A 17742-nucleotide genomic window follows, 5' to 3' on the forward strand; every position below is an offset into this window, starting at 1 on the left:
GGATTTGCGCGGTGCGCTTCCGGCGAATGATCCACACCGGGAATAGCAGCAATGGCAATCGGCATAGTTCGGACAACCGTCACAATGGGCTCAAAGCCGACGTTGGCATAACCCTAGGTCCTTCACCCCAACCCAGTTTCAGCCTCGATCTGCCGCTTTGATTTCCGCGCGCGCTCGGTTTCAGACTTCAACTGACCGCAGGCCGCCATGATGTCCTCACCACGCGGCTTGCGGACCGGGCTCGCGTAACCGGCATTAAAGATAATATCCGCAAATGCCCGAATACGGTTGTTCGAGCTGCGTGTGTAAGGCGAGCCCGGCCATTCGTTGAACGGGATTAGGTTCACCTTCGCAGGGATGCCCTTCAGGTGTTCGATCAGGCGGTGGGCGTCTTCATCGCTGTCATTCACGCCGTTCAGCATCACATATTCAAACGTGATCCGTTCCGAGTTCGACAGGCGCGGGTATTCCCGCAATGTGTCCAGCAATGTCTTGATGTTCCAGCGCTTGTTGATCGGCACCAGCTTGTCGCGCACCTCGTCCGTAGTGGCATGAAAGCTGATCGCCAGCAGGCAGCCGATTTCCTTGGCGGTGCGGGCGATTTCCGGCACAACGCCAGACGTGGACAGGGTGATCCGGCGGCGCGATAGCTGGATGCCCTCCGGGTCCATCGCGATCAACATCGCGTCGCGCACATTTTCAAAATTATAAAGCGGCTCGCCCATCCCCATCAGCACGACGTTGGACAGAAGGCGGGCTTCGTCCTTGGGGGCACCGGGTTCGGGCCATTCGTCCAGATCGTCCCGCGCCAACATGATTTGCCCGACAATCTCGGCGGCGGTCAGGTTGCGCACAAGTTTCTGGGTGCCCGTGTGGCAAAAAGAGCAGGTCAGCGTGCAGCCAACTTGCGAGCTGATACACAGCGTACCGCGACCCTCTTCCGGTATATAGACGACTTCGACTTCATGGCCGCCTGCGATGCGGACGAGGTATTTGCGGGTGCCGTCTTCCGACACTTTGCGGGTCACGACTTCAGGGATCTCGATCACAAAGTTTTCCGCCAACATCGCGCGATAGGTCTTGGCAAGGTTCGTCATGGCGTCGAAGTCACGCACGCCCCATTGGTAAATCCATTGCCAGACCTGACCGGTTCGCATCTTGGCCTGCTTTTCAGGCGTCCCGACCGCGATCAGGGCCTCGCGCAATTGGTCACGCGTCAGGCCAACGAGGTTACGTTTGCCTGTCGTGTCGGACTTGCGGGGGATGGTCATAACATCCTGAGTGATCGGGGCGGTGGGTTCCATAGCGCGTTCCATTCTGTGCAAGACGGCTTTTTAGTCTAGCAGACACAGCTTGTCACGCCATGGAATGCACCATGGCGTGTCAGAATGTCGTGATGATCGGAAAGCTTAGCCGCCGCAGCGTTTGCCAGCTTCTTCAACGGCAGCCGTGAAACCAAGCAGGCTGAACGTGTCCTGGGTTTTGGTCCCGCGCGCACTTTGGGCGTTTGCGACAGCGCTTGCGCCCCGCTTCATTGCCGTAATGATCTTTGCGTCATCACCCGGCGATGCCGACCAAGCCCATTCACCATCGGTGAACATCTGGAAAGTTGAATCGCCCACCGTCAGTGACACAGTCGATCCCGGTGCAAAGGGGTAGCCTCCGGTAAACGAAACCTCGCCCTTAACTTCTGCGCCGGGGCGATAGCTGACGAAAAGCAGGATATTACCCCGTTTTACGGCGACCGAGCGGCCATTCTTGGTGTTTACCGTCTCTTTCGGGCTCGACACGCTCCAACATTCTTTTGGATTGTCCTCTACAAACACGCTCCAATCTGTGTTTGCAGCGACCCGGTTCGAGCTTTCCTGAGCGAAAACGCCCGTCGCGGAAAGCGACAGGCCCAGTGCGCAAATCGCGCCTGAAATCGTTCGTATCATGTTTAACACAGCCTCCAGCTGCCTCTGCCTCAAGCCCTTGCGTGTCCCAACCGTCTGACGCGGCCCTTGACTGTTGCGCTTGGGTCGTTTCCAAGTCTGTCCGTTGAGTTTAGCGCGAATTGTGCGCGTAATAAAAGCCCCTGTGGCGGATTTTCGCGCGTTTCACTGTGAAAGGAGTGTCTAATGACCCAGCCAGAGCAACTTGTCGAGGTTTGGCGGGGTGATATCCTTGAAAGTCAGCACCAAGGTCACGCCGTGATTTGCAATGCCAAAGGCGAGATTGTCGAGGCGTGGGGCGATCCCGATAAGGTGATCCTGCCGCGCTCATCGGCCAAGATGTTGCAATCCCTTCCGTTGATTGAAAGCGGCGCTGCAGATGCTGCGGGCCTAACCACAGAACAGCTGGCGCTGTCTTGTGCCAGCCACCAAGGCGCGGCCATCCACACCGATCGCGTGACGCGTTGGTTGGCTGATATGGGGCTGGGCAATGATGATTTGCTCTGCGGGCCTCAGATGCCGGATGACAGGGCGGCGAAGGTTGGATTGATCAAGACCGATACCAGCCCTTGTCGGATACACAATAACTGCTCTGGCAAGCACGCAGGGTTTTTGACGCTAAGCCGTTATTTGGGCGGTGGGGCGGATTATGTTGCTCTCGACCACCCGGTGCAAACTGCCATCAAAGCCGTGTTTGAAGATGTAACCGGCGAAGACAGCCCCGGATACGGGATCGACGGTTGTTCAGCGCCTAATTTCGCGTCCACGCTGGCGGGCATGGGCCGGGCGATGGGTGCGTTTGCAGGGGCGAAGGCGGGGGCTGACAAACGTCAGGACGCAGCGGTCAGGTTGCGCGAGGCGATGATGTTGCATCCCGAACTGGTCGCTGGTGAAACCCGTGCCTGCACCGAGCTGATGCGCGCCGCAAAAGGCAAGGCGGTGCTGAAAACCGGGGCAGAAGCGTTCTTTGTGGCGATTCTGCCGGATCAAGAGCTTGGCGTTGCGCTGAAAATCACCGACGGGGCCACGCGCGCGTCTGAATGCGCGATTGCGGCGATCCTTGTGAAACTGGGTGTTTTGGATGCGCGCGACCCGATGGTGAAGAAGCGGATGAACCCGGACGTCCTTAACTATGCCGGGCTACATACTGGCGAGATAAGGCCCTCAGCCGCGTTGCTGCGCTAGAACCATTCGGCGAGCAGCTTCAGGGCCAGCGCAGTTGACGCGATCACAAGCACCGGTTTGATCAGCTTGGCGCCAATCCGGCTGGCCAGTGTTGAGCCCAGATAGGCCCCGGCCATCTGGGCCACGCCCATCGCCAGCCCAAGCGCCCACAGGGGTGGGGCGACCAGCATGAAGCCGACCAGCCCACCAACATTTGACGCGAAGTTCAAAAGCTTGGTGTGCGCCGTCGCGCGCAGGATGCCGTAACCTGCAAGGCTGACGAACCCGATCATGAAGAAGGCCCCTGTGCCCGGCCCCAGCAGCCCGTCATAAAAGCCGATCAGCGGCACGAAGGTGACCGTAAACAGAAAAGGCGTGATTCGCTCGAGTTTGTCGATGTCGTCCAAACCGGGTTTCACCGCAAAGAAAATCGCAACTGCGATCAGCAGGACAGGCAGGCCCAATCGGATCACGTCTGTGGGCAACGTGCTGGCCAACAGGGCACCGATCACGGCACCTGCAAAGGACAGTGCTGCGGGTCGCAGTTGGCGGCGCAGGTTTACGTGTCCCGCACGTGCATATGTGACTGCGGCCATGCCCGCCCCAAAAAGCCCCTGAACCTTGTTGGTCGCCAGCGCGGTGATGGGCGGCACGCCTGCCAGCAACAAGGCGGGCAGAGTGATCAACCCACCCCCGCCCGCGATGCTGTCCACAAAGCCAGCCACGAAGGCCGCCCCCAGCAGTAACAGGACGATCTCAGTTGTCAGATCAAACACTTGCGAATTCGCTATTGGCGTAGCCCTGAATGTAAAGCAACGCGGTCAGGTCGCCGTGGTTGATGCGAATGTCACATTGAGCAGCGACCGACGGTTTGGCGTGCAGTGCCACACCAGCCCCCGCCAGTCCCAACATACCAAGATCGTTTGCGCCGTCACCGACGGCCATAACTTCGTCATGGGTCAGGCCAAGCCGGGCCGAGATGTCTTGCAGCGCAGCAACCTTCGCCTCGCGCCCCAATATGGGCATTGCAACCTCGCCCGACAATTTCCCATCGGCAATCAAAAGTGTGTTGGCACGGTTTTCGTCAAAGCCAAGGGTTTGGGCCACATGCGCGGTGAACGCGGTAAACCCGCCCGATACCAGCGCCGCATACGCGCCGTCTGCTTTCATCGTTGCCAGCAAAGCGCGCCCACCGGGCATGAGCGTGATCCGGTTGGTGAGCACGTCGCCGATGACCGTTTCTGGCAGATCAGCCAGCAGACCAACACGCTCTTTCAACGCGCCGTCGAAATCAAGCTCGCCATTCATCGCACGCGCGGTGATATCTTTCACACGGTCGCCAACGCCCGCTTCGTCCGCCAGTTCGTCTATGCATTCCTGCTGGATCATGGTCGAATCCATATCTGCAAGCAGCATCTTTTTGCGTCGCCCCTGTTCTGGCTGGATAACTAGGTCAACGCCCATACCTTGAAGGTCCGCCCACACGTCCCACTGATTATCCGGGCGCTTGGGCAGCGTAAACTCAACAGCCTCGTCGGGGGCCAGCCACTGCGCGTCCCCACCGCCCCAGGCGTTGCGAAGCGAATCCACCAGTGCGGCATCTAGCGTCGCGGCACTTGGCGCTGTCAAAAGTGTGGCAATGAACATGCGAAAGTTTCCGATCGTAGACTGTTTGCGCCACATTCCGACGCACGGCGCGGCTATAGCGACATTTTTGATCTTGTGCCAGACGGTTGTGCCCCTTAGGTCGGTTCGTGGGACACCCCTCCCCAACGAGGGGCTCATATCTGGAAGGGTATCATGACTGATATTGCTCAACCGGCGACGCGGCCGGCAAATCCGCGTTTTTCTTCTGGCCCCTGCGCCAAACCCCCCACATGGACCTTGGATGCTTTGTCGGACGCCGCCCTTGGCCGTTCGCACCGTGCCGCTATTGGCAAGGACAAGTTGAAAGCGGCGATCGAAGGCACGCGCGAGGTGCTGGGCATTCCGGCAGACTACAAAATCGGCATCGTTCCTGCGTCAGATACTGGCGCGGTCGAGATGGCGATGTGGTCGCTTCTGGGCGCACGCGGGGTCGAAGTGCTGGCATGGGAAAGCTTTGGCGCCGGTTGGGTTACGGATGTGACCAAGCAACTAAAGCTGGATGCGGTGACAAAGACTGCCGATTACGGCGAGCTGCCTGACCTGGCGTCGGTCGATTTCAACAATGATGTTGTGTTCACATGGAACGGCACCACCTCGGGCGTGCGCGTGCCGAATGGTGACTGGATTCCGGCGGGGCGCGAGGGTCTGACGATTTGCGACGCGACCTCTGCCGCGTTTGCCATGGACCTGCCGTGGGACAAGCTGGATGTAACCACGTTCAGCTGGCAGAAAGTGCTGGGCGGCGAGGCTGCGCACGGTATCCTGATCCTGTCGCCGCGCGCGGTTGAGCGTCTGGAAAGCTACACCCCCGCATGGCCGCTGCCGAAAATATTCCGCCTGACCAAAGGTGGTAAGTTGATCGACGGTATCTTCTCCGGCGCGACGATCAATACGCCGTCGATGCTGGCGGTCGAGGACTATCTGTTCGCGCTGAACTGGGCGCGGTCGGTGGGCGGGCTTGAGGGCTTGATCCATCGTGCGGATGCCAACACCAAGGCCATCGCGGATTTTGTCGAGATGCGCGATTGGGTCGACTTTCTGGCGCATGACCCGGCGACGCTGTCGAACACGTCTGTCTGCCTGAAGTTCACCGATGATCGCATCAAGGACGGGGCTGCGTTTGCAAAGGCCGTCGCCAAGCGGTTGGAAGCCGAAGGTGTGGCGCTAGATGTCGGCGCATACCGTGACGCACCCGCTGGTCTGCGCATCTGGTGCGGTGGCACGGTCGAGGCGTCTGATGTCGAGGCGCTGATGCCGTGGCTCGACTGGGCGTTCAACACCGAGATCGCCGCGCAATAAGTTTTAGCCCTGCGCGAACAGCGCGGGGCTTCCCCCACTCATCTTTGTGAAAAGGACCAGACACATGGCCCCCAAAGTACTCGTATCTGACAAACTGTCCGAAACCGCCGTCCAGATTTTCCGTGATCGCGGGATCGAGGTCGACTTCGAACCCGCGCTGGGCAAGGACAAGGACGCTTTGCTTGCCAAGATCGGCGATTATGACGGTCTCGCGATTCGCTCGGCGACCAAAGTGACGGATAAACTCCTTGACGCCGCGCCGAACCTGAAAGTGGTTGGCCGCGCTGGGATCGGCACCGACAACGTGGATAAAACGGCTGCGTCGAAAAAGGGTGTGATCGTCATGAACACACCGTTCGGCAACATGATCACCACCGCTGAACATGCGATTGCGATGATGTTCGCCGTGGCGCGCCAGATCCCTGAAGCCTCAGCATCGACCCATGCAGGCAAATGGGAGAAATCCAAGTTTATGGGGGTCGAGCTGACGGGCAAGACCCTTGGCGTTATCGGTGCGGGCAACATCGGCGGCATCGTTTGTGATCGGGCGCTGGGCCTGAAAATGAAGGTCATCGCCTATGACCCCTTCCTGAGCGAAGAGAAGGCGAACAGCATGGGCGTCGAAAAGGTCGAGCTGGATGACCTTTTGAAACGTGCCGACTTCATCACCCTACACGTTCCGCTGATTGAACAGACCCGCAATATTCTGAGCCGCGAGAACCTTGAGAAAACCAAGAAAGGCGTGCGTATCATCAACTGTGCCCGTGGTGGTCTGGTCGATGAAGAAGCCTTGGCTGATCTGCTGAAATCCGGACACGTGGCAGGCGCGGCGTTTGACGTGTTTGCGGTCGAGCCCGCAAGCGAAAACCCGCTGTTCAACCTGCCCAACGTGGTCTGCACCCCGCATCTGGGGGCCGCAACGACAGAGGCACAGGAGAACGTGGCGCTTCAGGTGGCCGAGCAGATGTCGGACTACCTTCTGACGGGTGCCGTGCAAAACGCGCTGAACATGCCGTCGGTCACTGCCGAAGAAGCCAAGGTCATGGGGCCGTGGATCAAACTGGCCGAACATCTGGGCGCTTTTGTAGGTCAGCTGACCGAAGGGCCGATCAAGGCGGTAAACATCCTATATGATGGTGTCGCTTCGGAAATGAACCTGAAGGCGCTAGACTGTGCCGTCTTGGCAGGTTTGATGAAGCCCGTCTTGCCGGATGTGAACATGGTGTCCGCCCCTGTTGTGGCGGCAGATCGCGGCATCAAATGTTCAACGACGACCCAAGCCAAGGGCGGGTCGTTTGATGGCTATATCAAGCTGACCGTGGTGACCGAAAACCGCGAACGCTCGATTGCGGGCACGGTGTTCTCGGACGGCAAGCCGCGGTTCATCCAGATCAAGGGCATCAATATCGACGCTGAGATCGGCAGCCACATGCTTTACACCACCAACAACGATGAGCCCGGCATCATCGGCGCGTTGGGAGCGACGATGGGCAAGCATGGCGTGAACATCGCAAACTTCACCTTAGGCCGCAAAGACACCGGAGGCGATGCCATTGCATTGCTTTATGTCGACAATCCGACGCCCGAGCCGGTTTTGAAAGCCCTGTGCGACACGGGTCTGTTCAATTCGGTCAAACCGCTGGCGTTCGACGTCTAACAAGCTACCAAGATCACGAAAAAGGGCCCCGGATTATCGCCGGGGCCTTTTCTTATTCTGCGTCCAGAAGGCCTGTTTTGAACAGGATGCCAGCCGCAATCGCACCCAGGATTGGGGCGACGATAAACAACCATAGCTGCCCGATGGCATGGCCACCGGCGAACAACGCCGGGCCGAACGAGCGTGCTGGATTAACGGACACGCCGGTCACGTTGATGCCAACCAGATGGATCACAACCAGCGTCAGGCCAATAGCGATGCCAGCAACTGCGCTGGGCGCTCCGGCTCCTGTTGCGCCAAGAATGACGACCACGAACAGGAAGGTCGCGACCAGCTCAAAGATGAACGCTGCAACCATGGTGTATTCACCAAGATAACCAGTTCCCCAGCCGTTCTGACCAAGGCCTGAAGTGGCCACGTCGAAGCCACCACCCTTGCCGGACGCGATCAGATACAAGATCGCGGCACCAACCGTTGCACCCGCGACCTGAGCGGCGATATAGCTGCCAGCCTTAGAAGCGGGCAGGCGACCGGCAACAACGGCGCCGATGGTCACCGCAGGGTTGATGTGGCACCCCGATACGCCGCCGATACCATAGGCCATGCCGATCAGCGCAAGGCCGAACGCAAAGCTGATCCCTGTCAGACCAATATCGGCCCCGGCAATCACTGCTGCGCCGCAACCGAACAAGACAAGAGTCATTGTTCCAATAAATTCCGCTGTCGCTTGTTTCATTTCGCGTCTCCCTGATAAGTGTGCGTCAAGGTCACTATCGCGATGCGATTGTGGCTGGTCGCGGGGAAAACACATGAACTTAGCACCGCAAATCAAAGGGCAAACCATGGTTCGGACATACGCTATCGGGGATATTCACGGGCATTTGGACAAGTTGAAGGCTGTTCACGCGTTGATCGACGAAGATCGTGCGCGCTGCAGTGACGACAATGCGCCGGTGATCCATATCGGCGACCTTGTTGATCGCGGACCCGATGCGCGCGGCGTGATCGACCATTTGATCGCAGGCCAAGCGCGCGGTGAAAACTGGGTCGTCCTCAAAGGCAATCACGACCGCATGATGGAGATGTTTTTGCGTGATCATCCGATGGTCGATACCCATCTTCTAATCGACTACAACTGGTTGCACCCGCGCATTGGCGGCATCGAAACGCTGGCAAGTTATGGTGTTGAGGTGCCCGACGGCATCCGCACCTATCAGCTACACCCAACAGCCCGCGCTGCAGTGCCAGAACACCATCGCGAATTCCTGTCCGGCCTGCCTGCGATGCACCGAGAAGGGGACTTGTGCTTCGTTCATGCCGGTATCCGCCCCGGTGTAGCGCTGGAAGATCAGACCGAAGATGACCTTTGCTGGATTCGCGAAGAGTTCCATGCCTCGACGGCCGATCACGGACCGCTGATTGTTCACGGGCACACGCCGGTTGATCGTGTGACGCATTACGGGAACCGCGTGAATATCGACACCGGGGCAGGCCATGGCAAAGCGCTGTCCGCCGTGGTGATAGAGGGGCGCGAGGTTTGGCTTTTATCGCCCGAAGGCCGTGTGGCCGTGCAGCAGGCGGGCACGCAATAGATATCACGCCCGCGCAGACGCCTTATTCGGCGTCGTCCAACCGGTTGAACCAGTCGATATCCTCGACCGTGATCCAACCCGACAGGATGATCCCTGTGACGGCCGCCCAGACAATTGTGCCGACGATTGTGACAATAATCATTGTGCGCCCGAGCTTAAAGTTGGCGGGCGCACCCGCATGCGTGCCGGGCACGATCTCGCCCTCGTCGCCTTGGGTGCGCAGGCCGATGGGCAGCACAACGAACATGGTCACAAACCAGATGACCACATACAGCACGATAGCAGCGGTGATGGACATCAGACCTGCTCCAGCTCGACCAGCGTGCCGTTGAAGTCTTTGGGATGCAGGAACAGGACCGGTTTGCCGTGAGCGCCGATTTTCGGCTCGCCGGTGCCCAGCACGCGCGCGCCAGAGGCTTGCAGTTTGTCACGCGCCGCGATGATGTCGTCGACCTCGTAGCAAATGTGGTGAATGCCGCCAGAAGGGTTCTTTTCCAGAAAACCAGCGATGGGCGAGGCGTCACCAAGTGGGTAAAGAAGCTCGATCTTGGTGTTGGGCAGGTTGATGAAGACAACTGTCACGCCGTGGTCGGGTTCATCTTGCGGTGCGCCGACCTCGGCGCCGAGCGTGTCGCGATACTGCGCGGCGGCAGCGTCAAGATCCGGCACGGCAATCGCCACGTGATTAAGGCGTCCAATCATGTCTTCTCTCCCTTTGCAATTCTGGGGTTGGTTATGGCGGGCTTGCAGCGCACGGGCAAGTGCTGCGGTGCCGCATTGCAAAAAACCGCACCCGCGTGTGCTGGCTTAACCAGTTGTTAGGCAGTTTTCGCGCAGGCTGATCGGTGGAAGGAGACAGCCGATGAGCGATGACCTTGAACAATTGATGATGGCTCACCCCCCAACCGCAGACCGTCCCTTGCAGGGGTTGACGGTTCTGGTGGTCGAAGACAGCCGCTTTGCGTCCGAGGCGATCCGGCTTTTGAGCCTGCGATCCGGGGCGCGCATTCGACGGGCCGACAGCCTGCGCGCGGCACACCGGCATTTGCGAGTCTATCGACCTTCGATTGTCATAATCGACATGGGGCTGCCGGATGGATCAGGTGCCGACCTGATTGCCGAATTGGCTGCTGATCGCGTCCGTGTGCCGGTGTTGCTGGCGATGAGCGGTGATGACACCACCCATGATCGGGCGATCAGTGCGGGGGCAGATGGGTTCCTGGCAAAGCCTGTCGACAGTCTAGCGGTGTTTCAAAGCAGCATCCTATCTGTTCTGCCACCCGCCGAAGGCCCGCCTGCGCCCCGCGCCGTTCCGCAAGAGATTATCGAGCCGGACAAGATTGCCTTTCAGGACGACTTAAGCCATGCCGCAGCACTGATGCGCGCGGGCGTTGACGGGCCGATGCAAGACTATATCGCGCAATTCCTTGGGGTGCTGGCGCGCAGTGCCCACGACAACCCGTTAGAGGCCGCCGCCACAAATCTGGCGCAGGCCCGTGCCGCAGGGCGCGGAACTGGCCCGGATTGGGCACGCGTCGAAGGGATGGTTCAGGACCGGTTGGCCCAGCGAAAAGTGCTGTGAACGCGGCCGGCCGAGCAGCCGAAAGCATGCTTTGCCAGCGCCGCCGCGGCATCGTTGGATTACGTAGCGGCACCCCCTAACCTGCCGCGAAAATACCTTTGCGGTGCACGAAATTGGCTGCGCAGCACCTCATTTCCGCCCAATTCTGGTGGCAAAAAATCATCAGACGGGGTGAGCAGAGTGTTAAGACGAGGGTTATATTATGAAAAGCCTAATTAAACGTTTCGCGGATGATGAGTTTGGCAATGCTGTGATCGATTGGACGGTCTTGGTGTCCGGTGCAGCCATGATGGCAATCGCGCTGGTTCTGACTGTAGCCTGACAACACGACAGCCTAAGCGACGCAATAGATGATGTAATCAAGGCCCGTCCGGTAATCGGTTCTTTGGTAAGAGTGGTTTTCGGTGAGCTGCCGCCGAAAAAACGAGGGTGCGTGTGTTTCACACGCACCCTTTCTTTTTTCGGTCCGCTCTGTGTCGCACGCGCCCTTATTCTTGCGGGATCACGCGCAGGTGCAATTCACGCAGCTGTTCGTTCAGCGGCTCATTCGGTGCGTTCATCATCAGATCTTCGGCGCGCTGGTTCATCGGGAACATCACCACTTCGCGAATGTTTTCCTGATCAGCCAGCAGCATCACGATGCGGTCGACACCCGCGGCACAGCCACCGTGCGGCGGCGCGCCGTATTGGAAGGCGTTGACCATTCCGCCAAAACGCTTGCGCACTTCGTCTTCGCCATAGCCCGCCAGATCAAAGGCCTTGAACATGATCTCGGGTTTATGGTTCCGGATCGCGCCCGACACCAGTTCATAACCATTACAGGCAAGATCGAATTGATATCCGCGGACGGCCAGGGGGTCGCCCTCCAGCGCCTCCATCCCGCCTTGCGGCATGGAAAACGGGTTGTGGTCGAAGTCCAGCTTGCCGGTCTCGTCGTCCATCTGGAAGATCGGGAAATCGACGATCCAGGCGAAGGCGAAACGATCTTTGTCCAAGAGGCCCAGTTCTTCGCCGATCACATTACGTGCGCGACCAGCGACGGCCTCAAACGCTTTGGGTTTGCCGCCAAGGAAGAACGCCGCATCACCGACATTTAGCCCCAATTGCTGGCGGATCGCCTCTGTCCGTTCGGGGCCGATATTCTTGGCGAGCGGTCCGGCGGCTTCCATGCCACCTTCGACTTCGCCGGATTTCAGCTTGGCTTGCGCTTCTTTGACTGGAATACCCAGTTCCTGCGCCACAGAATCCGCCGTTTTGTCGCGCCAGAAGATGTAGCCCATACCCGGCAGGCCCTGTTCCTGCGCGAACTTGTTCATCCGGTCGCAGAACTTGCGCGACCCGCCAGTGGGGGCGGGGATGGCGCGGATTTCGGTGCCGTCCTGCTCCAACAGCTTGGCAAAGATCGCAAAGCCCGAGCTGCGGAAATGGTCCGAGACGACCTGCATCTTGATCGGGTTGCGCAGGTCAGGCTTGTCGGTGCCATACCAAAGCGCCGCTTCCTTGTAAGAAATCTGCGGCCAGTCCTGATCGACCTTGCGACCACCACCAAATTCTTCGAACACGCCTTTCAACACAGGTTGGATCGTGTCAAACACGTCCTGCTGGGTGACAAACGACATCTCCATGTCAAGCTGATAGAAGTCGGTCGGCGAACGATCGGCGCGCGGGTCTTCGTCGCGGAAACACGGTGCGATCTGGAAGTACTTGTCGAAACCGGCGACCATCATCAGCTGTTTGAACTGCTGCGGAGCCTGCGGAAGCGCATAGAATTTACCGGGGTGCAGACGCGACGGCACAAGGAAATCGCGCGCGCCTTCGGGGCTTGAGGCCGTGATGATCGGTGTCTGATACTCGCGGAAGTCTTGTTCCCACATCCGCTTGCGCATCGAGGCGACAACGTCAGACCGCAGCTTCATATTCTCTTGCATCACTTCACGACGCAAATCGAGGAAGCGGTATTTCAGACGCGTTTCTTCCGGATATTCCTGATCGCCAAAGACCATCAACGGCAGCTCTTCTGACGCGCCCAGCACCTCTAGGTCACGCACGAACACCTCGACCTCGCCGGTTGGGATCTTGTCATTCACCAAATCGGCGTCGCGGGCCTTTACGTTGCCGTCAATACGAATGCACCATTCTGCGCGCACCTTTTCCATCTCGGCAAAGACTGGGCTGTCAGGGTCGCACAGCACCTGCGTGATCCCGTAATGGTCGCGCAGGTCGATAAACAGGATACCGCCATGATCGCGGATCCGGTGGACCCAACCAGACAGGCGCACCATGTCGCCAACATTCGATTTGTTCAGTTCAGCGCAAGTATGGCTGCGAAAGGCGTGCATGTCGGTTGTCCTAGTTCGTCAGAAAACGGGTTGCGCTGATCAACCGCGCTTGCGCGCAGAAGTCAAGTCCACCGCGAAGACTAATCAGGCGCATTCAGTAGACTTCAGGTCGCGCCGACGCAAAAAAATCCACACGCCGATCACAACCGCGATCGAGACATAGCCATCGACCGCATAGTGATAGCCGGTGTAAACGGACATAAAAAGGATCGCCGCAACCCCAGTCAGCGCGAGGGGAAGCAGGAAGCGTGATCGCTCATACAGATAAATTGCAGCTAAGGTGGCAATTGATACATGGACACTGGGAAACGCTGAAATTCCAGGTCCTTTGGTTTGGTCCATCTGCTCGTATGCGATCCACAGGAAATCTTGTGCGTTGCTTATCTTTTGCAAATTCGGGCCGGCAGGGAGCATTGAGGCGGTCAAACCCGAGAAATGGTCGCTGCCATGCAGACGTTCAAAAAAGATCGGCCCCGCCGACATGCCTGCAAGCGCAAGAATGTTTCCAACCACAATCCAAGCAGACAGATACACGAGCAGAATGCGACGCACACGCTTGGGATCGCTGTCCAGGGTGGCAAGGATGACAGGTAACAGGATCGCGGGAATCAACCAGCCATACATGTAGATTCCAGCAAGCCATTCGACGGGCAGAACATCATGAAATCTGTGGGTCAATATCCACGGGTCCAATCCCATGTGCAACAGCTTGTCGAGTTCGGCGAAAGCTGAGTCAGCATAAAACGGAATCACGAATGGCAGGGTGGTCTTGACGAGTATGAAACCAGCTTGAAACAGCAATGTCGCAGCGGTCGCGAAAAGAGCGTCGGCGATCGTGTCACGCGGCGCCTTATTTTGGAAAACAGCATTGATCAACAACCCCAAACAGACCAGTGTGAATACCCAAAACAAGAGCAACGGCGTCAAGTCCCTCAGGACGCGCCCGACCTCGGAAAACGTTTGTAACGCTCTTTCCCGGATTGAGAATGTGATCACGATTGCGAAGGCAAAATAGCCTAAACTAAATCTAAGAAACTGGGTCATCGACTTCACTTGAAAAAAAATGGTGTTCGAATTTCGCCACCCTCTAATCTACCACCGGTTGATTGGCAATCGCGAAACCGCGACTTTCGGAACTGGCCTGCAACACTTTCTTGAGTTTCGCGAGGTGGTCCCCTTGCACCTTCCCGCATCATCTCTATAACCCACGACAATTTGCGCGCGGGTGAGAATCCGGCGCGCGATCCAGTCTGCCGATGGGGGTCATCATGCCTAAAAGAACCGATATCAACTCAATTATGATCATCGGCGCGGGGCCCATTATTATTGGACAGGCCTGCGAGTTCGACTATTCGGGTGCTCAGGCGTGTAAGGCGCTGCGCGAAGAAGGGTATCGGGTCATTTTGGTGAACTCGAACCCGGCGACGATCATGACCGACCCGGACATGGCGGATGCGACGTACATCGAACCGATCACCGCGGATGTGGTGACCAAGATCATCGAAAAAGAACGCCCCGACGCGCTGTTGCCCACGATGGGCGGGCAGACCGGTTTGAATACGGCGTTGGAGTTGGACGATCTGGGTGTGCTCGACAAATACAATGTTGAGCTGATTGGGGCTAAGCGCGACGCGATTGAAATGGCCGAGGATCGGAAGCTGTTTCGCGAGGCTATGGACCGTCTGGGCATCGAAAACCCAAAAGCCACCATCGCTAATACGATGCAGGAATGTCTGGATGCGATTGATTATGTCGGTCTGCCCGCCATCATCCGCCCTGCGTTTACGCTCGGCGGCACCGGTGGTGGCGTGGCGTATAACCGCGAGGAATACGAGCATTATTGCCGCACCGGGCTAGATGCCTCGCCGGTAAGCCAAATTCTGATCGACGAAAGCCTGCTTGGCTGGAAGGAATACGAGATGGAGGTGGTGCGCGACACCGCTGACAACGCCATCATCGTGTGTTCCATCGAAAATGTGGACCCAATGGGCGTGCACACAGGTGATTCAATCACCGTGGCCCCGGCGCTGACATTGACGGACAAAGAATACCAGTTGATGCGCTCGCTTTCGATCAGCGTACTACGCGAAATCGGTGTGGAAACTGGCGGGTCGAACGTGCAATGGGCGGTGAACCCGGCAGACGGCCGTATGGTCGTGATCGAGATGAACCCGCGTGTCTCGCGGTCGTCAGCGCTCGCATCGAAAGCCACAGGCTTCCCGATTGCTAAGATCGCCGCGAAACTCGCCGTGGGCTATACGCTGGACGAGCTGGACAATGACATCACCAAAGTCACGCCCGCCAGTTTTGAGCCGACCATCGACTATGTCGTCACCAAAATCCCGCGTTTTGCGTTCGAAAAATTCCCCGGTGCCAAACCCGAATTAACCACCGCGATGAAATCGGTGGGCGAGGTTATGTCCATCGGCCGCACGATCCATGAAAGCCTGCAAAAAGCGCTGGCGTCGATGGAAACCGACCTGACCGGTTTTGATGAAATCGACATCCCCGGCGCGCCCGATCAGGCCGCCATCATCAAGGCGATTTCCGAACAGCGTCCAGACCGCATTCTGAAAATCGCGCAGGCCATGCGCTTTGGCATGTCGGACGAAGACATCAACGCCTGCACCGCATTCGACCCGTGGTTCTTGACCCGCATTCGCGAGATTATTGAGACCGAAGCCCAAGTGAAAGAAGCGGGCCTGCCATCGGACGAAGCTGGCTTGCGCAAGCTCAAGATGATGGGCTTCACAGATGCGCGTTTGGCCAAGTTGACGGGCTTCACTGAAAAGGACGTGCGTAACGCCCGCCGCAAAGTTGGCGTGACAGCAGTGTTCAAACGCATCGACACCTGCGCGGCCGAATTTGAGGCGCAGACGCCCTATATGTATTCCACCTACGAGGCTCCGATGATGGGCGAGGTTGAATGCGAAGCACGCCCGTCTGACCGCAAGAAAGTCGTCATTCTGGGCGGTGGCCCGAACCGGATCGGGCAGGGGATCGAGTTCGATTACTGCTGCTGTCACGCTTGTTTTGCGCTGACGGATGTCGGCTATGAAACCATCATGGTCAACTGCAACCCCGAGACTGTTTCGACTGACTATGACACCTCGGACCGGCTGTATTTCGAACCGCTGACGTTTGAACACGTCATGGAAATTCTGACGAAAGAGATGGAAAACGGCACGCTGCACGGCGTCATTGTTCAGTTCGGCGGACAAACGCCCCTGAAGCTGGCCAATGCGCTAGAGGCTGAGGGCATCCCGATCCTTGGCACCACACCCGACGCTATTGACCTAGCGGAAGACCGCGAACGTTTTCAGGCGCTTGTCAACCAGTTGGGTCTGAAGCAGCCGAACAATGGTATCGCATCGACCGACGCAGAAGCCCTCGCCATTGCAGGCGATATTGGCTTCCCGCTGGTGATCCGCCCGTCCTATGTGCTGGGGGGCCGCGCGATGGAAATCGTGCGCGACATGGCGCAACTGGAACGTTACATCGCCGAGGCCGTGGTGGTATCGGGCGACAGCCCCGTTCTGCTCGACAGCTATCTGTCCGGCGCGGTCGAGGTGGATGTTGACGCGCTTTGCGATGGCGAAAATGTCCATGTGGCGGGCATCATGCAGCATATCGAAGAAGCGGGCGTCCATTCGGGTGATAGTGCCTGTTCGCTGCCGCCCTACAGCCTCAGCCCCGAGATTATCCTTGGGTTGCGCGAGCAGACCAAGGCGCTGGCACTGGCGCTGAACGTGGTTGGCCTGATGAATGTGCAATTCGCTGTCAAGGACAACGAAATTTACCTGATTGAGGTAAACCCGCGCGCGTCCCGCACGGTGCCTTTCGTGGCGAAAGCGGTCTTGTCGCCCATCGCCTCGATCGCGGCGCGGGTGATGGCGGGTGAAAAGCTGGATGCGTTCGATCTGGTCGATCCCGAGATTGACACCTACGCCGTGAAAGAAGCGGTCTTGCCGTTTGCTCGTTTCCCTGGCGTAGATACCATCCTTGGCCCGGAAATGAGGTCGACCGGCGAGGTCATGGGCGCGGATAAAAGCTTCGCCATGGCATTCCTGAAGGCCCAGCTTGGGGCTGGCACCGTATTGCCGACCGAAGGCAACGTCTTCTTGTCGATCAAAGAAAGCGACAAGACTGATCAACTGGTCGAGACGGCAAAGATGCTTAAGGAGCAGGGTTTCAACATCCTTGCCACCCGTGGCACAGCGTCGTTTCTGTCGAATAGCGGCGTGGAAACGGAAACCGTCGCCAAGGTTTATGAACCCGGTCGAAACATCGTCGATCGCATGAAAGACGGTGAAGTGCATCTGGTCATGAACACGACCGAGGGCACGCAGTCGGTGAATGACAGCCGTGAAATGCGCAACGTCGCATTGATGGACAAGATCCCCTATTTCACCACGCTTGCCGCCAGCCACGCCTCGGCGCGCGCTATAAAGGTTCGGTCCGAGCGTCAGATCGAAGTGAAGCCGCTTCAAGAGATGTGAGTTTGCCTTTCGGCGACGCTTTTGCCGTG

The 17742-nt window shown here is 58.1% G+C and carries 15 protein-coding genes; 6 read left to right on the top strand and 9 right to left on the bottom strand.

Features of this window, described 5'->3' with window-relative positions:
* Positions 1 to 122 precede the first annotated feature (122 nt).
* Both rlmN and MUY35_RS15770 read right to left on the bottom strand, forming a co-directional pair.
* Entirely contained in the window at positions 123 to 1304 is a 1182-nt protein-coding gene (gene rlmN / locus MUY35_RS15765) for a 23S rRNA (adenine(2503)-C(2))-methyltransferase RlmN (RefSeq protein ID WP_248370141.1), read from the bottom strand.
* Between the two features lie 105 nt (positions 1305 to 1409).
* The gene (locus MUY35_RS15770; RefSeq protein ID WP_248370142.1) at positions 1410 to 1937 is read right to left on the bottom strand and encodes an invasion associated locus B family protein; all 528 of its coding nucleotides are present in this window, start codon (positions 1935 to 1937) and stop codon (positions 1410 to 1412) included.
* Between the two features lie 183 nt (positions 1938 to 2120).
* Between MUY35_RS15770 and MUY35_RS15775 the strand changes: the two genes are divergently transcribed.
* A complete protein-coding gene (locus MUY35_RS15775; RefSeq protein WP_248370143.1) occupies positions 2121 to 3119 on the top strand; it encodes an asparaginase in 999 nt (332 codons plus the stop codon).
* Here the strand turns inward: MUY35_RS15775 and MUY35_RS15780 are convergent.
* Both MUY35_RS15780 and serB read right to left on the bottom strand, forming a co-directional pair.
* Entirely contained in the window at positions 3116 to 3874 is a 759-nt protein-coding gene (locus MUY35_RS15780; RefSeq protein WP_248370144.1) for a TSUP family transporter, read from the bottom strand. The two genes, MUY35_RS15775 and MUY35_RS15780, sit on opposite strands and share 4 nt — an antisense overlap.
* On the bottom strand, positions 3867 to 4745 hold the full coding sequence (serB, locus tag MUY35_RS15785; RefSeq protein WP_248370145.1) for a phosphoserine phosphatase SerB: 879 nt from the start codon (positions 4743 to 4745) through the stop codon (positions 3867 to 3869). The genes MUY35_RS15780 and serB overlap by 8 nt, the downstream gene beginning before the upstream one ends.
* Positions 4746 to 4898: 153 nt before the next feature.
* On the opposite strand from serB, the gene MUY35_RS15790 reads away from it, so the two are divergent.
* Together MUY35_RS15790 and serA are read left to right on the top strand one after the other, a co-directional pair.
* Positions 4899 to 6044, top strand: a complete 1146-nt coding sequence (locus MUY35_RS15790; protein WP_248370146.1) for a phosphoserine transaminase — start codon at positions 4899 to 4901, stop codon at positions 6042 to 6044.
* Positions 6045 to 6108: 64 nt separating this feature from the next.
* On the top strand, positions 6109 to 7701 hold the full coding sequence (serA, locus tag MUY35_RS15795; RefSeq protein WP_248370147.1) for a phosphoglycerate dehydrogenase: 1593 nt from the start codon (positions 6109 to 6111) through the stop codon (positions 7699 to 7701).
* A gap of 52 nt (positions 7702 to 7753) precedes the next feature.
* Here serA and MUY35_RS15800 read toward each other — a convergent pair whose 3' ends face one another.
* Positions 7754 to 8437 (bottom strand): aquaporin, encoded by a 684-nt coding sequence (locus tag MUY35_RS15800; RefSeq protein WP_248370148.1) that lies wholly within the window; start codon positions 8435 to 8437, stop codon positions 7754 to 7756.
* A gap of 106 nt (positions 8438 to 8543) precedes the next feature.
* On the opposite strand from MUY35_RS15800, the gene MUY35_RS15805 reads away from it, so the two are divergent.
* Positions 8544 to 9293, top strand: coding sequence for a metallophosphoesterase (locus MUY35_RS15805; RefSeq protein WP_248370149.1), 750 nt, complete (start codon positions 8544 to 8546; stop codon positions 9291 to 9293).
* A gap of 22 nt (positions 9294 to 9315) precedes the next feature.
* On the opposite strand, the gene MUY35_RS15810 is transcribed toward MUY35_RS15805, so the two are convergent.
* Entirely contained in the window at positions 9316 to 9591 is a 276-nt protein-coding gene (locus tag MUY35_RS15810; protein ID WP_248370150.1) for a DUF1467 family protein, read from the bottom strand.
* Entirely contained in the window at positions 9591 to 9995 is a 405-nt protein-coding gene (mce, locus tag MUY35_RS15815) for a methylmalonyl-CoA epimerase (RefSeq protein ID WP_248370151.1), read from the bottom strand. Before mce ends, MUY35_RS15810 begins: the two co-directional genes overlap by 1 nt.
* A 160-nt stretch (positions 9996 to 10155) precedes the next feature.
* Here mce and MUY35_RS15820 point away from each other — a divergent pair, with 160 nt between their 5' ends.
* The gene (locus MUY35_RS15820; RefSeq protein WP_248370152.1) at positions 10156 to 10875 is read left to right on the top strand and encodes a response regulator; all 720 of its coding nucleotides are present in this window, start codon (positions 10156 to 10158) and stop codon (positions 10873 to 10875) included.
* Between the two features lie 488 nt (positions 10876 to 11363).
* Here MUY35_RS15820 and aspS read toward each other — a convergent pair whose 3' ends face one another.
* The gene (gene aspS / locus MUY35_RS15825) at positions 11364 to 13214 is read right to left on the bottom strand and encodes an aspartate--tRNA ligase (RefSeq protein WP_248370153.1); all 1851 of its coding nucleotides are present in this window, start codon (positions 13212 to 13214) and stop codon (positions 11364 to 11366) included.
* Between the two features lie 84 nt (positions 13215 to 13298).
* The gene (locus MUY35_RS15830) at positions 13299 to 14258 is read right to left on the bottom strand and encodes a phosphatase PAP2 family protein (protein ID WP_248370154.1); all 960 of its coding nucleotides are present in this window, start codon (positions 14256 to 14258) and stop codon (positions 13299 to 13301) included.
* Positions 14259 to 14482: 224 nt separating this feature from the next.
* On the opposite strand from MUY35_RS15830, the gene carB reads away from it, so the two are divergent.
* Positions 14483 to 17713, top strand: a complete 3231-nt coding sequence (gene carB / locus MUY35_RS15835) for a carbamoyl-phosphate synthase large subunit (RefSeq protein ID WP_248370155.1) — start codon at positions 14483 to 14485, stop codon at positions 17711 to 17713.
* The last annotated feature ends 29 nt before the right edge of the window (positions 17714 to 17742 follow it).

The sequence above is a fragment of the Aliiroseovarius sp. S1339 genome (assembly GCF_023195695.1).
Lineage (GTDB): Bacteria > Pseudomonadota > Alphaproteobacteria > Rhodobacterales > Rhodobacteraceae > Aliiroseovarius.